The organism is Nesterenkonia sp. K-15-9-6, from assembly GCF_052656005.1.
In genome coordinates, this window is the sequence record NZ_JBQYEY010000012.1 from 1 (window position 1) to 17,174 (window position 17,174).

The following is a 17,174-nucleotide window of genomic DNA, read 5'->3' on the forward strand; positions in this document are numbered from 1 at the left end:
TGGAGCCCCTGGCAGCCTGACCCAGAATCACAGGATCGAAGGATCACGGCTCATACACCACTCCACCGGACTTGACCGGCAACAGCCTGCGCGTCGTCGCAGAAGTCACGCACCGCACCTCTCTCCTGCCGTTTATCCTCGCCGGGCTCGGCCACTCTGTGATGCCCGAATCGTGGAAGGACCTCGCACTCGCCGCCGGGTGTCGGGTTCGGGGCATCGCCCCGGCCGCGCACCTGGACGTGGCGGCCGTCCACCGGTCCCAGGACCTCACCCCTGGAGCGCGCTCCTTCCTGGCCCTCGCCGCGGAGTACTCGGACAACGACACATAAGACAGGCCTATGAATCTGATCGCGATCACGTCTTAGACAGTCGCGCGGGCCGTGGGTGTACTGGGGGTCAGGACTAACCTCAGACCCATCAGGAGCCACCATGACGACACCCACCACAGACACTCGAACCTTCGACATCTCCGCGATCCCCGCAGACGGAGTGGGATTGGAGGTCGTAGATGCCGGCCGCACGGTCCTCGACACGCTCGCTCGGGAATCCAAGGGCGAGTTTTCGTTCTCCTGGCGGGAGCTCGACTGGGGAAGCGACTACTACGCTCGGCATGGCCGCATGATGCCTGAGGACGGACCGGACCAGGTGTCGGACTCTGACGCAATCTACTTCGGGGCGGTCGGATGGCCGACCGTGCCGGATCACATCAGTCTCTGGGGCCTGCGACTGCGTCTCTGCCAAGGTTTCGACCAGTGGGCGAACGTCCGACCGGTCACCTTCCTCCCCGGCGTGGAAAGCCCGCTGCGCAAGGCAGACACCACGCCGCTGGACTGGGTGGTGGTCAGGGAGAATTCCGAAGGCGAGTACGCAGGGTTCGGGGGACGAAACTTCAACGGTCGCCCCGGCCAGGGCGAGGTCGCCACGCAGTCTGCCGTATTCACCGAGGTGGGATGCGAACGCATCATCCGGTTCGCCTTCGACCTGGCTCGCACTCGTCCACGCAGGAAGCTGTCCAGTGTCACCAAGAGCAATGCGCAGCAGTACGGGATGGTGCTGTGGGACGAGGTGTTCGAGCGCGTGACCGCCGACTACCCCGACGTCGAGACGGAGAGCGTCCTCGTGGACGCGATGTCAGCGAAGTTCATCCTCCATCCGGAGGACCTCGACGTCGTGGTCGCATCCAATCTCAATGCCGACATCCTCTCGGATCTGGGGAGCGCGCTGGCCGGATCACTGGGACTCGCGGCCAGCGCGAACCTCAATCCGGAGCGTAGATTCCCCAGCATGTTCGAGCCCGTCCATGGTTCAGCTCCTGACATCGCGGGTAAGGGACTCTGCAATCCGATCGGCGCATTGGGCTCCGCAGCCCTGATGTTGGATCACCTGGGTCTCCCCGACGCCGCCAAGAGCCTCCAGCGCGGCATTGAGGAGACCTGCCGACGGGGAGTTCTCACTCCTGACGTCGGGGGATCCGCAACGACACAAGACGTGACGAACGCAGTGATCGACTCACTCAACTGAGCATCCCCATCAGAGTCACGGAAGCAACTGACGCGACCAGTTGTCCTAGGATCGGCTCATGACACACGTCACTCGCATGCCTCACGTCGTCTGCGTCCCCGACTCGTTCAAAGGCTCCGCCACCGCCGCCGAGGCTGCCGCCGCGCTGGCCCGCGGCGCTCGGGAGGTGTTCCCGCAGGCGCAGATCACCGAGCTTCCCTTCGCCGACGGCGGCGAGGGGACCCTGGAGGCGTTGCTGGCGGTCTGGGGCCAGGAGGCTGAACAGCTGGAGGTCCTCGACGCCATCGGGCGTCCCGCCACGGCCCTGGTGGGCCGTTCCGCCGACGGGCGGACCGCCGTGCTGGAGGCGGCGCAGGGCAACGGTCTCCCGCAGGTCAGCGATGTGCCGCTGCAGCCACGCCGGGCCGACACCTACGGGGTCGGGCTGATCGCGCAGCACCTGCTGGACTCCGCCCCCGGCGGCACCCAGGTGGAGGAGATCCTGCTGTGCATCGGCGGCTCGGCCAGCACCGACGGAGGCACCGGGCTGCTGCGCGCCCTGGGCGTGGAGTTCCTGGACGACGCAGGCGCCCCGGTGGCGCCCGGCGGGCAGGGGCTGGCCGAGATCGCTGCCGTGGACGTCTCCGGACTGCATCCCCGCGCCGCCGAGGTGCGGTGGCGGATCGCCGTGGACGTGGACAATCCGTTGACCGGTGAGCGCGGGGCCGCCGCCGTCTTCGGTCCGCAGAAGGGCGCGGATGAGGACGACGTCGCCGCGCTCGACGCCGGGCTCTCCCACCTGGCCGGGGTGCTCGCCGCCCACACCGGCGCTGCCGCCGAGGACTACCGGGAGGCCGCCGGGTTCGGGGCCGCCGGCGGCATCCCCGTGGGACTGGTGAGCCTGCTCGGGGCCGAGGTGGTGCCGGGTTCGCAGATGGTGGGCGAGGCCGTGGGTCTGGCCGAGTCACTGGCCGAAGCCGACATCGTGCTGACCGGCGAAGGCTCCCTGGACTCCCAGTCACTGGGTGGGAAGGTCGTGGAGGCGGTGCGCCGCAACGCGCCGGCGGGTGCCGCCGTCGTCGTCATCGCCGGCACCGTGAAGCTGACCGCCGCCGAATGTCGGGAGGCGGGGCTGACCGGGGCATTCTCCATCGCGCCCGGGGCCGCGGAGCTTCAGGAGCTGCTGGAGCGCGCGCCCGAGCTGATCACGCAGACCGCGGCCCAAGCCTGCGGGCTGCTGGCGCACAGCCGCTGAGCTCCCTCCGCGGACCGAGTTGCCTCCGCGGTTTGGGCCCTTATCCGGCGCTGGGAGCCCTCAGAAGGGCCTAAACCGCGGAGTCATCGTGGCGCGGACTTCCCGGGAGAGCTCAGGAGTGCTGCTCCACCCAGGTGGTGAGCGCCTCCATGTACTTGGCGGCGCGCGTGGCGAGCTGCTCGTCTGGGCCGGCGTCGCCGAAGGTGTCCTCGGTGACCTGCACGGCCATCAGCGGGGTGCCCATGAGCTTGACCCCGAGCAGCGGCAGGAAGCTGCGCAGCTGAGTCTGCGAGTTGATGGTCCCGAACCTGCTGGGCGAGGCACCGGCGATGCCCATCGGCTTACCGCGCAGCACGCCCTGCCGCGGGGGTCGGGTGAGGATGTCGATCGCGTTCTTCACCGGAGCGGGGAAGCTCTGGTTGTGCTCCGGACTGACCAGCAGCAGCCCATCGCAGGCGGAGGCCTGCTCCTTGAATACGGTCATCTCGGCCGGGAAGTCGTCGTCGAGGTGCCGGTCATAGAGCGGCAGGGGGCGGATGTCGATCTCGGTGAGCTCTGCCCGCTCCGGGGCCTGGTCCACCAAGACCTCGGCGAGCTTCCGGTTCACGGAGTCCTCCGCGAAGCTGCCCACGATGTATCCGATCCGCACCATCTGTGCTCCCTTCCCGTCGACGACGATGCCAGTCTGGCACGACAGTCCCTGCGGGCGGGAGGAGGTGACGGGAAGGCCTACCCCTGGCGGGGATCCGGATCAGCCCCGGTCCATGCCGCCTCAGCTCCAGCTCAGATCCAGCGGAAGTCCCCGGAGCCTCCGATCCTCCACCGATGACCCGCACGCTCGACCTCAAGCCGCTGCAGGGCCAGCTCGCGAGCACGGAGGAGTCGGACCTCGCGGGAGAGAACCCGACGACGGCGTCGGGCTTCGCGGCGTGCGGCCCGAGCCTGCCGATGGGGCGGAGGTTCCAGACTCTCGGACGCGGGGGCATCCGGCCGGGGCGCTGTGGTGATCATGCACCCACGCTATGGAGCGATGAGGACAGATTCTGTCCTGATCTCGCGGGCGCTGGCGTCCGCCCCACGTTGACCCCGGAGATCGTATCGCTAACCTCGCGTCAGTGCGTGGATTCCGACCAACGCTCCGGGGTCAACGCCGGAGGGTCGGCTCATCCCCGCGGCTTCATCCGAGTGGTCGGCAGAGCCGGGGCAGGCAGGGGCGGCTCGGTGTGCCGCGGGAAGTCGCCGAACTGCGGGAAGGGGCGGCCGTCGTCGTAGGTCTCCCCGGCGAGCGCGTCCCGCAGCTCCCCGGACAGCGGCGCTCCGAGCGGCTCACCCTCCGGCAGGTGCCGGTGCAGCGGGGAACCCGCAGGAGGAGGCTCGAAGCCCATCTCCGACTGGTAGGCGGCCCGGTAGGCGGCGATGTCCTCGTGGCTGCGACCCACGAAGTTCCACCACATCACGATCCGCTCTCCCAAGGGCAGGCCGCCCAGCAGCAATGCCGCCACGGGCTCCTCACCGGCGTCGATCCGCAGAGCGGTGCGTCCGACGTCGGCCACGGCCAGATGGTCGGCGGGAACGTCCGCGCCGTCGACGCGCACCCGGCCGGACACCGGGAGCAGGCCGTGTTCGTGATCTGCGGGGATCGTGAGCTCCAGGCTCGCACCGGGTTCCAGGCGCAGCTCGGCGCCGGTCAGCGGCAGAGGCGTGGGCACCGGCGAACGGCTGCCGAGCAGCTCGCCGAGGAAGACCTTCGCCTCCCAACCCCGGCCGGTGACGGTCTCAGGACGGTACGCCGCCAGTGAGGGCTCCGAGAACCGGTGGTCCTGCGGGAACGCGAACCACAGCTGCGCGCCATGCAGCACAGTGGTGTCCTCGGTGGAGTACTCGGAGTGGCTGATGCCGCTCCCTGCGTTCATCAGGGCCAGCTCACCGGGACGGACGGTGGCCCAATGTCCGGCGGAGTCCAGGTGGTCGATGCGGCCGGAGAACAGCCAGGAGACGGTGGCCAGTCCGGTGTGCGGATGGCGGGGCACCCGCATCGGCGTGGACGCGGAGACGTCGTCAGGACCGTAGAAGTCCAGGAAGCACCAGGCCCCCACCAGGGAGCGCGCACGCTGTGGCAGGGTTCGGCGGACAGTCATGGCCCGCGGCCCTCCGAGCGGCACCTCCCGCGGCTCAAGGATCTCGACGCCGGAGTCAGCCACGGCGACGCCGTCGCGCAGTCCCCCGGTGCCGCCCACCTGGGGGCCGCCCACCTGGGGGCCGTTGACCTGGGGGCCGTTGACCTGGGGGCCGTTGACACAGACCCGCTCCTGCGGGGCGCGCTCCACATTGCTCATCCTGGCACCTCCGACACTCAGCCACGGGGGTCATTCAGATTTGAATCATCTGGGGTCTCCACTGTAGCCGAGAGGAACGACGCCGCAAGAGCCCCGGCCGCCTCCCTCTCTCTCACCTGATTCCCACAGTGAGCCGTCATCCTGGAACTCATGAGGACAGGCGCCCGGTCCGGCCGGTCGTCCAGGCCTGGCCTGCGGCACATCCAGGCCTGGCCTGCGGCACCCCGGACCGCGGCGCATCTCCGAGCCGGGCCCGCCCTCCGCGCTGGCCTGGATCTCGCCGGCCTGATTCTGTCCGGCCTCGATCTGCCCAGCGGGGAGTGCACCCTGAGCAGGTCGTGTAGCCTCCCATGACCATGGGGAGGTCACGCGAGGAGCGCACCGGAGAGGCGTCACGACGGCGGCGCGTCACCATCGCCGACGTCGCCGCCGAGGCCGGGGTCTCCACCGCAGCGGTCTCCAAGGTCCTCCGTGACGCCTACGGCGTGAGCGACCAGATGCGGGCGAAGGTCCAGGCCGCCGTCGAGGCCCTCGGCTACCGTCCCCACACCGGCGCACGCACGATGCGCGGACGCTCCTTCACGGTGGGGGTGATGCTGCTGGACGTGGCCGCGCAGTTCCAGTGGGAGATCATCGACGGGATCACCACCCATCTGGAGCCCACCCCGTTCCAGGAGGTGCTCATCACCGGAGGGCTGGATCCCGCCCGGCAGAAGCGCGCGGTGGAGGCCCTGCTGGACCGCCAGATGGACGGCCTGATCCTCATCACGCCCAGCATGGAGGCCGCGTGGCTGGAGGAGCTCGGGCGCCGCGTGCCCCTGGTGACGGTCGCCCGTCATGGACCCTCCCTGACCTATGACTCGGTGGTCACCGACGACCACCTCGGCGCGGGCTTGGCGGTCGATCACCTCGTCTCCCTCGGGCACCGGCGGATCATGCACATCACGGCGCCGATCGGGGAGCTGAAACGCCCGTCGGTGCTGTCCCAGACTCCGCGGCTGGACGGATACCTGGCGGCCATGGAGCGCCATGGCCTCTCTGCACAGGTGATCGAGACGGACTACTCGGAGCCCGGAGGCCACCGCGCCACCGCCCAGGCACTGGACGCCCCTACCCCGCCGTCGGCGGTCTTCGCCGGAGCCGACGGCAGCGCACTGGGCGCTCTGCGGGCCGCTGAGGAGCGCGGCCTCGACGTGCCGGAGGCCCTCTCCGTGGTGGGCTTCGACAACGCCTTCGTCTCCAGCATCGGCCGGGTCTCCCTGAGCACGGTGGACCAGGACGGACCCACCACCGGGAGGATCGCCGCGGAGCTGCTCCTTCAGCGGCTGGACGGCCGCGCCGAGCCTGCCCATCGAGTCATCACACCCCAGCTGGTGGTCCGCGGCACCAGCGCGCCCCCACGCTGACCTGGGCAGACCGAGAGGCACACCGACACGCGTCATGAATCGTTTCACTTACTGCTTGTAAAACGTTCTACAACTGTCTACGCTGAGTGACCACGCCCACGTGATGCACCTCACCGGGCGGCATCGACTGTCATCCCCTCGTCCGCAGGAGCACCCATGGCACTGACCCCCCTGACGTCGGCACGTCGTCGCGCGTGGTGGACCGCCGGCGTCGCCGGCATGGCCTCGTATCTCGACGCCGGCGCGATCGTCACCACCGGAACCGCGCTGGTGCTCTACCAGGACGAGCTCGGCATCACCTCCGGCCAGTTCGGCCAGCTCTCCGCACTGCTGATGGTCATGATCGGCCTCGGCGCCCTGATCGGCGGCAATCTCTCAGACCGCTTCGGACGCCGCCGCGTCTTCACCGTCACCATGGTCCTCTACGCCGTGGGCGCGCTCATCCTGGTGGCCGCACCCGGCGTCGGCGCGCTGTACCTGGGCATCCTTCTGCTCGGCTTCGCCTCCGGCGCCGACCTTCCGCCGTCGTTGGCGATGATCGCCGAGGCCGCGCCGGAGAACGACGAGGGCAAGATGGTGGCGTTCTCCCACGTGCTGTGGATGATCGCGATCCCGGTGGTCAACGTCTTCGGCATCATCGTCGGCGGCATGGGAGCCACCGGGGCACGCATCATGTACGGCCATCTGCTCGTGGTCGCGCTCGTGGTGCTGGCGCTGCGCATGCGCCTGCCGGAATCTCCCCTCTGGGCGCAACGTCAGGTCGACGTGGACACCGGCGCCGTGGATCGGGCCAGCCTCAAGGACCTGTTCTCCCGCCGCTGGCTGCCCGCCCTGGCCGGGGTCGCCCTCTTCTACGCGATCACCAACATCGCCGCCAACACCAATGGGCAGTTCTCCACCTACATGTACGTCAATGTGGCCGGGGCCGACGTCTCCACGGCCTCGGCCATGAGCCTGGTGGGACTGGGCTGCAGCATCGCCGCCTCACTGTTCCTGATGCGCATCGTGGACACCCGATACCGGATGCTCGGCTTCGTGCTCGGCACCGTCGCGGCGGTCATCGCCTGCCTGGTTCCCGCCGTGGTGGGGATCTCCATCGTCGCGCTCGTACTGTTCGGCGTGGTCTACGGAATCTCCGGCATCGTCTCCGGCGAACCCATGTTCAAGGTCTGGTCCCAGGAGCTGATCCCCACCGCGCACCGCAGCACCGCCCAGGGTGTGTCCATCGCGTTCGCCCGTGCCGTCGCCGCCGGCGTCGGGCTCGTCACCCCGGCGATCCTGGACCGCAGCGCCGAGCTGATGTTCCTGTTCCTCGCCGGGGTGATCCTGGTGGCCGGGCTCATCGGCTTCCTCTGGGTGGCGCGCCGCCCGAAGGTCCTGCAGTCCGAGAAGGACACGACGGCGCACCCTCGACCGACAGCTTCCCGCACCTCATGACCCTACGACCCCGACAGAAGGACGCCATGACCCAGCACCTCGCCACCGACCCTGCCGGCCGCGCCGCTGCGCTCCCCCCGCTCACCGCCGAGGCCATCACCCCGGCCCGGCCCGTGGACACCGCCCCTCGGTTCCGCCGTGCCTTCACGCTGGACACCGGACACGGAGGCGTCGCCCGCGCCACGCTGCGCGCCTCCGCCCTGGGCGTCTACGAGGCCCAGCTCGACGAGGTCCCGGTCAGCGAGGACGTGCTGGCCCCCGGCTGGTCCAGCTACGAGTGGCGTCTGCGCTACCAGACCTATGACATCACCCCTCAGCTGAGGGCCGACTCCTCCGACGACGAGCACGTGCTCACCGCCACCGTGGGCAACGGCTGGTACCTGGGGCAGCTGGGCTGGCAGGAGCGTCGGCGGCTCTACGGGGAGCACCGGGGCCTGATCATGCAGCTGGACGTGGAGTACGACGACGGCCACGTGCAGTCGATCCGCACGGATACGTCCTGGACGGCCTCCGGGTCGGAGATCCTCTCCGACGACCTCTACGACGGCCAGACCATCGACGCGCGCCAGCGGGGACAGGACACCGACCAGGTGCCGGTGCGCACCCTGGAGGTCGATGCCGAGCTGATGGAGCCGCTGGGCCCCCCGGTGCGCCGCCAGCAGGAGATCGCCCCGCAGCGGATCTGGACCTCCCCCTCGGGGAAGACCCTGGTGGACTTCGGGCAGAACCTGGTGGGCTGGATCCGGATGACCGCCTCCGGGGCGCCGGGCGAGACGATCACCGTGCGGCACGCCGAGGTGCTGGAGCACGACGAGCTGGGCACCCGTCCGCTGCGCCACGCCGACGCCACCGACCGGTTCGTCCTCTCCGGCGGACGGGACACCTTCGAACCCACGTTCACGTTCCACGGGTTCCGCTACGCCGAGGTGACCGGCTACCCCGGCGAGCTGACCGCGGACGCGCTGACCGCCGTCGTCGTGCATTCCGAGATGCCGCGCACCGGGACGTTCCGTTCCTCGCATGACCTGGTGAACCGGTTGCACGAGAACGTCGTGTGGGGGCTGCGCGGGAACTTCCTGGACGTGCCCACCGACTGCCCGCAGCGCGACGAGCGGCTGGGCTGGACCGGTGACATCGCCGTGTTCGCCCCGGCGGCGGCGCATCTGTACGACGTGCACGGCTTCCTGGCCGACTGGCTGCGGGACCTGGATGCGGAACAGCGGGCCGCTGACGGGTTCGTGCCCTATGTGGTGCCGGATGCCTTGAAGTACCAGGACATGCCGGAGGAGTTCCAGCCGGTGGAGTCGGCCGCCATCTGGTCCGATGCCGCCGTGTGGGTCCCGTGGGCGCTGTGGGAGGCCACCGGGGAGGCCGACGTCCTGGCCGCCCAGTACGATTCGATGACCGCGCATCTGCGCCGCGTGGAGTCCCGGCTCTCGCCGACCGGGCTGTGGGATCAGGACTTCCAGTTCGGCGACTGGCTGGACCCGGACGCCTCACCCCACGAGCCCTGGAACGCCAAGGCCGACCGTGCAGTGGTGGCCACAGCCTGTGTGGTGCGCACCGCCCGCATGGTCGCCGAGAGCGCGCAGATCCTGGGCCGCGACGATGACGCCGCCACCTTCCGCGCGCTGGCCGACCGGGTCCAGGCCGCATTCCTGGAGCACTATGTGGACGCCGAGGGGCGGATCCGCTCGGACTCCACCACCGTCTACACCCTGGCGATCGTCTTCGACCTGCTGGACGGGACACGGCGTGCCGCCGCCGGCGAGCGCCTGGCTGAGCTGGTGCGCCAGGCGGAGTTCCGGGTGTCCACCGGCTTCGCCGGGACCCCGTACATCACCGAGGCGCTGAGCCGCACCGGGCACACGGAGGAGGCCTACGGGCTGCTGCTGGAGACCGGCTGCCCGTCCTGGCTGTACCCGGTGACGATGGGGGCCACCACCATCTGGGAGCGCTGGGACTCCATGCTGCCGGACGGGTCGATCAACCCCGGGGAGATGACCAGCTTCAACCACTACGCGCTGGGGTCGGTGGCCGCCTGGATGCACCGTGTGGTCGGCGGTCTGGCTCCGGCGGCGCCGGGCTATGCGCGGGTGCGGGTGGCCCCGCAGCCTCCCGTCGGGGTCTTCGCCGAGGAGATCACCTGGGCCGAGACCACCCAGCAGACGCCCCACGGGCTGGTCTCGGTGGCGTGGCGGCGTGACGGCGAGGCGCTGGTGCTGACGGTGGAGCTCCCGGAGGGGGTCGCGGCCGACGTCGACCTCTCCTCCACGTTCCCGCAGTCTGAGCCGGCCGTGCTCGGGGCGGGGCGCCACGAGCTGCGGTTCGGCTGAGGCAGGGTTCGGCTGAAGCGGGGCTCGGCTGAGAGGCGCCGATGGCCTGCCGCTGAGACGACAACGGCCCGTCTCCCTGATCAGGGAGACGGGCCGTGGCACGTGCGGCGGAAGCGCGGGCGCTTCTCCTCGCGGATCGATCAGTCGTCGGTCACGACGACCTTGACCTCGATGTTGCCGCGGGTGGCGTTGGAGTAGGGGCACACCTCGTGGGCCTTGTCGGCCAGCTTCTGCGCCTCATCCTGGGGCAAGTCCGGCACGACCACCTCGAGGGTGACCTCCAGACCGAAGCCGCCCTCGGGCAGCTTGCCGATGCCGACCTTGGCCCCCACGGAGGAGTCGCCCAGCTCGGCGTTCTCCTGGCTGGCGACCAGCTGCAGCGCGCCGTGGAAGCAGGCCGCGTAGCCGGCGGCGAAGAGCTGCTCCGGGTTGGCGCCCTCGCCGGATCCGCCCATGGCCTTCGGGGCGGCCAGGTCGAGGTCGACGCGGCCGTCGTCGGTACGGGTGTGGCCGTTGCGGCCTCCCCCGGTCGCGATGGCCTCCGCCGTGTACAGGGTCTCCATGGTGATCTCCTCTCGGTCGACGATCAGTCCTGCATCAGAACAACACATCTGTCCGGCCTTGACCAGGGGTTCGTGCCGGTATTCGCTCAGAGCTGTGCGCTGTTCAACCACTCCTCCACCCGGGGGCGGGACGTCGCCGGTGAGCCTGGCTCGTGTCACCGATGCCGTGTCCGGGCCGTCCGCCAGGCAGAATAGGGAACCATGCATTCCGACGACGCCGCCCGCCTCTCCCCCGGGGAGCCGCACCGCATCAGCGCAGGGCTCCGCACCCGGTTCGCCGAGGAGTTCGGCCGGGATCCGGACGGCGTCTGGTTCGCCCCCGGGCGGGCGAACCTCAACGGTGAACACGTGGACTTCCATGGTGGCCGGTGCCTGCCGATGGCTCTGGCGCATGGCACCTACGTGGCCGCCGCCCCGCGGCAGGACGGCCTGCTGCGGCTGCGCACCCTGGACCCGGAGCTCGACGACGGCGTGCAGACCCTCAGCCTGGCCGCCGTCGCCGCGGTGATGAGCGACGACGGCGCGGAGGCCGGCGAGCCGGCCACGATCACCGATGTGCACACCATCGTGCCCGGGCAGATCTCAGGATGGACCTGGTACGTGGCCGGCACCCTGTGGGCGCTGGCTCGGGTGGGCGAGGAGGCCCCGGAGCTGGCGGTGCCGGAGGACTTCGGCGCGGACCTGCTGATCTGCTCGACCCTGCCCATCGGCGGCGGGCTGTCCTCCTCGGCCGCGCTGGAGTGCTCGGCGATGCTGGCGTTCGTCGCTCTGGCCACCCCGCTGGGAGCGGCAAACCGTGGAACCGCGCTGGACGCGGCCCTGGACGACGAGCTGAGGGCCCGGCTGGCTGCGGCCTGCATGCGCGCCGAGGTGGAGGTGGTCGGTGCAGGCACCGGCGGGCTGGACCAGACGGTGAGCCTGAGGGGGCGTGCCGGTCATGTGGTGTCCCTGGACTGCCGGGACTTCACGGTGGAGCGCCTGCCGATGGACGGACTGCTGGCCGAGCACGCCTTCTTGGCGATCGACACCCGGCAGGCCCACTGGCTGGGTGACGGGCAGTTCGACGATCGTCGCGCCGACTCGGAGGCGGCGATGCGCCTGCTCGGTGTGGACCGGCTGCGGGATCTGCTGCCGGAGCATCCGGAGCCCGGCGACGTCGACGCCGCGCTGGCACGATTCGATACGTTGGTCGGCGGCGATGAGCTGGAAGGCTGCGATGAGCTGACCGGCTGCGCAGAGGCGCTCGAGGGGCGCAGCACGGCGGCATGCCGGCGTCGCCTGCGGCATGCGTTGACGGAGATGCTGCGATCTGAGCAGCTGGACCGGATCCTCACTGACGAGGAACTGGAGCCCACGACGGCGGCCGCCGAGGTGGGTCGCATCCTCACCGCCGGGCATGCCTCGATGCGGGACGACGCCGAAGTCTCCTTCCCGGCGGCGGACGCCCTGGTGGGGACGGTGTCCGAGGTCGGGGCGCTGGGCGCGCGGCTGATCGGCGGCGGCTTCGGCGGTTCCGTGCTCGCGCTGGTGCCCCGCGACCGCGAGGATGCGGTCATCGGGGCTGCGGCCCGAGTGTGCCAGGAGCAGGGGTTCACCGCTCCGCGGTTCCTGCATGTGGAACCGTCGGCGCCGGCGCGCGTGGTGGGGTGAGGGCCTTCCAGGTGGTCGCACCAGCCCCTCTGGAAGGACCGACCGTCCGTGAGATCCGCGCGACCGACCTCCCCGCCTTCCTCGCCGCCCGGCCGGACGCCGCGAGCATGGGCCCGTATCTGCTGCGCCAGCAGACCAGCGGCATCGGCACGGGCCTGGTGGCCTTCTGCGGGGAGGAGCTGAGCGGGTCACTGGAGCTGTGCTGGACCTGGCCTGCCGAGGTGAGAAACGTCCACGTCGTCGAGACTTGGCGAGGGCAAGGCATCGGCACCGCGCTGATGAACGCGGCTGAGCAGGCGGTGCTGGCGCGGGCCGCACAGGGTGAGTCGGCGGACGATGGTGAGCCTGCCGACGATGAGGAGGCGCTGAGCCTCCAGCTGCGCGTGAGCGCGGACAACGCGGGCGGCCGGCGGCTCTACGAGCGGCTGGGGTACCGGCCCACCGGCGTGCGCACCACCACCACGTTCTCATCCGTGGACGACGGCGGCGCCCCCGGCACCGCCACCGAGACTGAGGAGCTGCTGGTCAAGCGCTTGGAGCCCTGAGCCGACTGCGATCAGCGACGCGAACGGGTGAAGGCGGAGAGACCCGTGATCTCTCGACCGACGATGAGCGCCTGCATGGAGTCGGTCCCCTCATACGTGGAGACCACTTCCATGTCGGTGAGATGACGCGCGATCTCGTTCTCCAGCAGAAGGCCGTTCCCGGCGAGGATGTCCCGTGCGGTGCGGCACATCTCCAGCGCCTTCCGCGACGTGGTCATCTTCACCAGTGAGGCCCGAGGGCCGGTCAGCCTCCCCGCCTCCGCGAGGTCGGCCATTCGCAGGCACATCAGCTGCATGGAGACCAGGTCGGAGAGCATCGTGGCCAGCTTCTCCTGGACCAGCTGGTATCCGCCGATGGGCCCGCCGAACTGCTCCCGCTCCAGGGAGTAGCGGACGGCGATGTCAAAGGCGGCCATCCCGTGGCCCAGCGCCTCCCAGGACGCCCCGCCGCGCGTCGCGGCCAGCACTCGGTTGACACCCGCGAAGCTCTCGCAGTGCTCCAGACGGTTCTCCGAGGGGACCCTGAGGGCCTCGATCACGATGTCCGCCTGGTTGATGGCACGCTTGCCGATCTTCCCGGTGATGACCTCAGGCCGATAACCCGCAGGCCAGGCGCCGTCGTCCTGCCTCTCCACCACGAACGCCTTGACCTGGCCGTCAGCCTCATCCCGGGCATAGACCACGACGACGTCGGCGGCATGTCCGTTGCCGATCCAGCGTTTGTGCCCATCGAGCACCCAGGTGTCACCTTCTCGGCGCGCCCGCGTCTCCAGCGAGACTGAGTCCGAGCCGTGGGCCGGCTCGGTCAGAGCGAAGGCCCCGGTCTTCTCCAATCGAGCCATGGCGGGCAGCCACCGGTGGTGCTGTTCGTCATTGCCCAGCATGTAGATGCTGCCCATGCACAGCGACGAGTGCACCCCGAAGAAGGTGTTCACGGACCCGTCGATGCGCCCCATCTCCCGCGCCACGATCCCCGCAGCTCGCCGGGAGAGCCCCGGACATCCGTGCCCCGGGATGAAGCCGCCCACGATGCCGAGCTCCGCCAATCCGGGCAGCACAGAGGTGGGGAACTCTGCCCGCTCCCAGTGGTCATCGATCACCGGGGCGATCTCTCGCAGTCCGAACTCCCGGACCCGGTCACGCAGGTCCCGCTCGTCCTGGCTGAGATCCGCGTCGAGCTCGAAGAAGTCCAGAACTGTCGGCTCCTGGCCTACAGAGGTGTCTGCCGCCGGAGCGGCACTCAGGGTCTCAGCCATCGAAGGCATCTCCTTCTCAGAACGTACGGGATGGACAGCAGGGAGTGGTCGGAACCGGTCGACTCGGGGAAGAGCGAGGACGGGCCGGATCAGAGCTGCCCTGCTCTTTCGGCAGTGTCCTCGGGGATCAGCGCCGCCTCGAGCGCGGCCCGGAGGTCCGGGCTCAGGGGCTCCGGGCGTCCGACCTCTGGATCTACGCAGACCATCACGGAACGGCCGGTGACGCAGGCCCGCCCCTTCTGGTGCAGCTCGTGGTGGACGCTGAACGACGTCGTGCCGATCCGGGATATCCACACGCGCGCCGTCGTCTCTTCCCCGTAGTGCAGCGGGTGGACATAGTCGACGGAAAGGGAGCGCACCAGGCGCGGCCTCTCCGGAATGCCCCGGAACCACTGGGAGGAGGCCTGGATGCGCGCCTCTTCGAACAGCGTGATGACCTTGGCGTTGTTCACATGCGCGTTGAGGTCCTGATCCGACCATCGCAGCGGCATGGCGCAGGTGAACGGTGCGACGCCTGTCACCGCACGCCCTCAGCCGAGGCGCCGCCGCCGGAGGAGTCTCCGCTCTTCTCTCGCCGCTCGGCGAGCCAGGTCAGCACGGCGTCCTGGTCCTCCCCCAGGGCCGGGGGCTGCTTGGGATAGCTGGCGGGCGTCCGGCTGTAGGTGACAGGATGCCTGACGGTCGGCACGCTCGTCTCACCGTCGCCGCTCTCGGCCACAGGCTCCAGGCCCAGAGAGGCGGCGAACTCCACCCCTTCGTCGATCCCGAGGATGGGCGAGCATGGCACGCCTTCAGCCTGCAGGGCGTCGAACCATTCCTGAGCCGTGGCTCCGGCGAGCGCGTCGAGGAGCAGAGGGCGGAGCTCGTCCCGATGCCCGTTCCGGGCCTCCATGGAGGAGAACCGGGGGTCGTCAGCAAGTTCCGGCAGCCCGAGGCGGGTGACCAGTCGGGTGAACTGCCGGTCGTTGCCCACGCAGATGATGAGGTCTCGATCCTTCGCAGGGAAAGGTCCGTACGGATAGAGGCTGGGGTGGTCGTTGCCGAGTCTCCGGGGCACGTTTCCGCAGGCGACGTAGCCGGTGGTCTGGTTCACCAGGCCGGACAGCGCTGAGGAGAGCAGGTCCAGGGCCAGATGCTGACCTTTGCCGGAGGCCTCCCGCTCCCGCAGGGCGCCGAGGATGCCGACTGCCGCGTGGAGGCCGGTGATGACGTCGAACATCGCCACTCCTGCACGCTGCGGCGAACCGTCGGCCTCCCCGGTCACGGACATGAACCCGGAGACGCCCTGAGCGAGCAGGTCGTAGCCGGGCATCGTGGCCCCGCCCTTGGTGCCGAAGCCGGTGATGCTCACATGGACGATCTCGGGCCAACGCCGCGCCACCGACTCGACGTCGAGGCCGAACTTCGCGAGGCCTCCGGGCTTGAAGTTCTCCACGAAGACGTCGGCCGCATCGAGCAGCTCGTGAGCGGTGCGCAGATCCTCAGGATCCTTCAGATCCAGCATCACGGAGTGCTTGTTGCGGTTGACCGCGAGGTAGTAGGTGCTCACACCGTCACGGTGCGGGGGGATCCACTGGCGGGTGTCGTCTCCGCCGGGGCCTTCCACTTTGATCACGGTCGCCCCCATGTCCGCCAGGAGCATGGTGCAGTACGGCCCGGCCAGCACCCGGGAGAAGTCGGCGATGACGACGCCGGCCAGTGGACCCGTGGGCGTGGCCTGCGACGTCGGCCAGCACGCCGGGTCCTGGTCCTGAGATCCGTACTCCCCGGCGGCGACGTCTTCGGCTGACAGTGTCATCACTTCCCCCGATTCCTGTGAACGCTGTGCTTTGCACCACACAACCACGCAGATTAGGCTTTGTCCAAGACAAATTCCTCTGAACTCTGATACCTGCGCGGCAATAATCGGACGGGCAGCACGAACAATGGAGGCGCATGGAGGTCCACCAGGCTCAGGCCTTCCTCACGGTGGCCGAGGAGCTGCACTTCGGACGGGCGGCCTCCCGGCTGCGCATGGCCCAGCCCCCGCTGAGCCGCCTCATCAAGCAGCTCGAGCGTTCCCTGGGAGCGGACCTCTTCGAACGCAGCACCCGTCACGTCGCCCTCACCGCCGCCGGCCGCGCCCTACTCGAACCCGCCCGGAGGCTCGTCGAAGCGTCAGAGGAGGCGGAACAGGCCGTGCGCAACGCTCTCACCGGGGAGACGGGCCGGGTCCGCGTCGGGTTCGCGGGGGCCTCGATCAATCGCAAGGTCGGCGAGCTCGCCCGCCAGGTCCGTGCGGCACGCCCCGGGCTCATGCTGGAGCTCTACAGCTCGCAGTTCTCCCATCTGGGTCTCGAGCGCGTGCTGGACGGCTCCCTGGACCTGGTCATCGGGCGCTGGGACTTCCTGCCGGCCGAGGTCGACTCGGCAGTCATCGCCCTGGAGGAGGTGATGGTGGTCCTGCCGGCGGCCCACCCGCTGGCCTCGCGGGCCACGGTCGACATGCGGGACCTCGCCGAGGAGCCCTGGATCACCCTTCCCGGTGGTGTCGGCGCCGCGCTGCAGAACCGCCTGAACTCGCTGGCGATGGCGGCCGGGTTCGTCCCCCGAGTCGTGCAGACCGCACCCGACTCATGGACGCAGGTGGTCCTCGTCGGCGCCCAGATGGGATGCGGCCTCAGTCTGGACTCCGTGCGGGACAACGTCTCGTCAGACGGCGTCGTGTTCTCCTCGATCACCTCGGAGGACCGCCCGTTGGAGGTGAGGATGATCTGGCGGCGGGCCGACGACAATCCGGCGCTGCACGCGGTCATCGACATCGCCCAGACCATGTTCCCCGACCCACGGGACGGGCAGGAGGGGCAGGACGGACACACCTGAGGCGCGGGGGCGTCTCCCGACGACGGAC

General features: G+C 69.8%; 16 protein-coding genes. 9 read left to right on the forward strand and 7 right to left on the reverse strand.

Annotated features, from left to right (window positions below; translation table 11 throughout):
• Window positions 1–71 precede the first annotated feature (71 nt).
• From SD455_RS08925 to SD455_RS08935, 3 genes are all read left to right on the forward strand, one after another.
• Window positions 72–329, forward strand: coding sequence for a LysR substrate-binding domain-containing protein (locus SD455_RS08925; RefSeq protein WP_445507872.1), 258 nt, complete (start codon window positions 72–74; stop codon window positions 327–329).
• A 100-nt stretch (window positions 330–429) separates the two neighbouring features.
• Window positions 430–1,521, forward strand: a complete 1,092-nt coding sequence (locus SD455_RS08930; protein WP_445507873.1) for a tartrate dehydrogenase — start codon at window positions 430–432, stop codon at window positions 1,519–1,521.
• 58 nt (window positions 1,522–1,579) lie between these two features.
• Window positions 1,580–2,755, forward strand: a complete 1,176-nt coding sequence (locus SD455_RS08935; RefSeq protein ID WP_445507874.1) for a glycerate kinase — start codon at window positions 1,580–1,582, stop codon at window positions 2,753–2,755.
• A 112-nt stretch (window positions 2,756–2,867) separates the two neighbouring features.
• Here SD455_RS08935 and SD455_RS08940 read toward each other — a convergent pair whose 3' ends face one another.
• The 3 genes from SD455_RS08940 to SD455_RS08950 form a co-directional block, all read right to left on the reverse strand.
• Window positions 2,868–3,407 carry an NADPH-dependent FMN reductase gene (locus tag SD455_RS08940; protein ID WP_083277643.1) on the reverse strand — a complete coding sequence of 180 codons (540 nt, stop codon included), beginning with the start codon at window positions 3,405–3,407 and terminating at the stop codon, window positions 2,868–2,870.
• A gap of 131 nt (window positions 3,408–3,538) precedes the next feature.
• Window positions 3,539–3,766 carry a hypothetical protein gene (locus tag SD455_RS08945; protein ID WP_139827617.1) on the reverse strand — a complete coding sequence of 76 codons (228 nt, stop codon included), beginning with the start codon at window positions 3,764–3,766 and terminating at the stop codon, window positions 3,539–3,541.
• Window positions 3,767–3,918: 152 nt separating this feature from the next.
• Window positions 3,919–5,091 (reverse strand): pirin family protein, encoded by a 1,173-nt coding sequence (locus SD455_RS08950; RefSeq protein WP_070161285.1) that lies wholly within the window; start codon window positions 5,089–5,091, stop codon window positions 3,919–3,921.
• A 356-nt stretch (window positions 5,092–5,447) separates the two neighbouring features.
• Here SD455_RS08950 and SD455_RS08955 point away from each other — a divergent pair, with 356 nt between their 5' ends.
• From SD455_RS08955 to SD455_RS08965, 3 genes are all read left to right on the forward strand, one after another.
• Window positions 5,448–6,497 carry a LacI family DNA-binding transcriptional regulator gene (locus tag SD455_RS08955; RefSeq protein ID WP_445507875.1) on the forward strand — a complete coding sequence of 350 codons (1,050 nt, stop codon included), beginning with the start codon at window positions 5,448–5,450 and terminating at the stop codon, window positions 6,495–6,497.
• 156 nt (window positions 6,498–6,653) lie between these two features.
• On the forward strand, window positions 6,654–7,934 hold the full coding sequence (locus tag SD455_RS08960; RefSeq protein ID WP_445507876.1) for an MFS transporter: 1,281 nt from the start codon (window positions 6,654–6,656) through the stop codon (window positions 7,932–7,934).
• A 26-nt stretch (window positions 7,935–7,960) separates the two neighbouring features.
• Window positions 7,961–10,270, forward strand: a complete 2,310-nt coding sequence (locus SD455_RS08965; protein WP_445507877.1) for a family 78 glycoside hydrolase catalytic domain — start codon at window positions 7,961–7,963, stop codon at window positions 10,268–10,270.
• Window positions 10,271–10,410: 140 nt separating this feature from the next.
• Here the strand turns inward: SD455_RS08965 and SD455_RS08970 are convergent, their stop codons facing one another.
• The gene (locus SD455_RS08970; RefSeq protein ID WP_070161354.1) at window positions 10,411–10,833 is read right to left on the reverse strand and encodes an organic hydroperoxide resistance protein; all 423 of its coding nucleotides are present in this window, start codon (window positions 10,831–10,833) and stop codon (window positions 10,411–10,413) included.
• 201 nt (window positions 10,834–11,034) lie between these two features.
• On the opposite strand from SD455_RS08970, the gene SD455_RS08975 reads away from it, so the two are divergent.
• A complete protein-coding gene (locus tag SD455_RS08975) occupies window positions 11,035–12,483 on the forward strand; it encodes a galactokinase (RefSeq protein ID WP_445507878.1) in 1,449 nt (482 codons plus the stop codon).
• A gap of 11 nt (window positions 12,484–12,494) precedes the next feature.
• Entirely contained in the window at window positions 12,495–13,028 is a 534-nt protein-coding gene (locus SD455_RS08980) for a GNAT family N-acetyltransferase (protein WP_445507879.1), read from the forward strand.
• Window positions 13,029–13,039: 11 nt separating this feature from the next.
• Here the strand turns inward: SD455_RS08980 and SD455_RS08985 are convergent, their stop codons facing one another.
• The 3 genes from SD455_RS08985 to SD455_RS08995 form a co-directional block, all read right to left on the reverse strand.
• Window positions 13,040–14,284 carry an acyl-CoA dehydrogenase family protein gene (locus tag SD455_RS08985; protein WP_070161292.1) on the reverse strand — a complete coding sequence of 415 codons (1,245 nt, stop codon included), beginning with the start codon at window positions 14,282–14,284 and terminating at the stop codon, window positions 13,040–13,042.
• An 89-nt stretch (window positions 14,285–14,373) separates the two neighbouring features.
• Window positions 14,374–14,775, reverse strand: a complete 402-nt coding sequence (locus SD455_RS08990) for an acyl-CoA thioesterase (protein ID WP_070161356.1) — start codon at window positions 14,773–14,775, stop codon at window positions 14,374–14,376.
• Window positions 14,776–14,801: 26 nt separating this feature from the next.
• Complete coding sequence (locus tag SD455_RS08995) at window positions 14,802–16,082, reverse strand: CaiB/BaiF CoA transferase family protein (protein ID WP_083277646.1); 1,281 nt, start codon at window positions 16,080–16,082, stop codon at window positions 14,802–14,804.
• Between the two features lie 137 nt (window positions 16,083–16,219).
• Here SD455_RS08995 and SD455_RS09000 point away from each other — a divergent pair, with 137 nt between their 5' ends.
• On the forward strand, window positions 16,220–17,146 hold the full coding sequence (locus SD455_RS09000; RefSeq protein WP_070161293.1) for a LysR family transcriptional regulator: 927 nt from the start codon (window positions 16,220–16,222) through the stop codon (window positions 17,144–17,146).
• Window positions 17,147–17,174 lie beyond the last annotated feature (28 nt).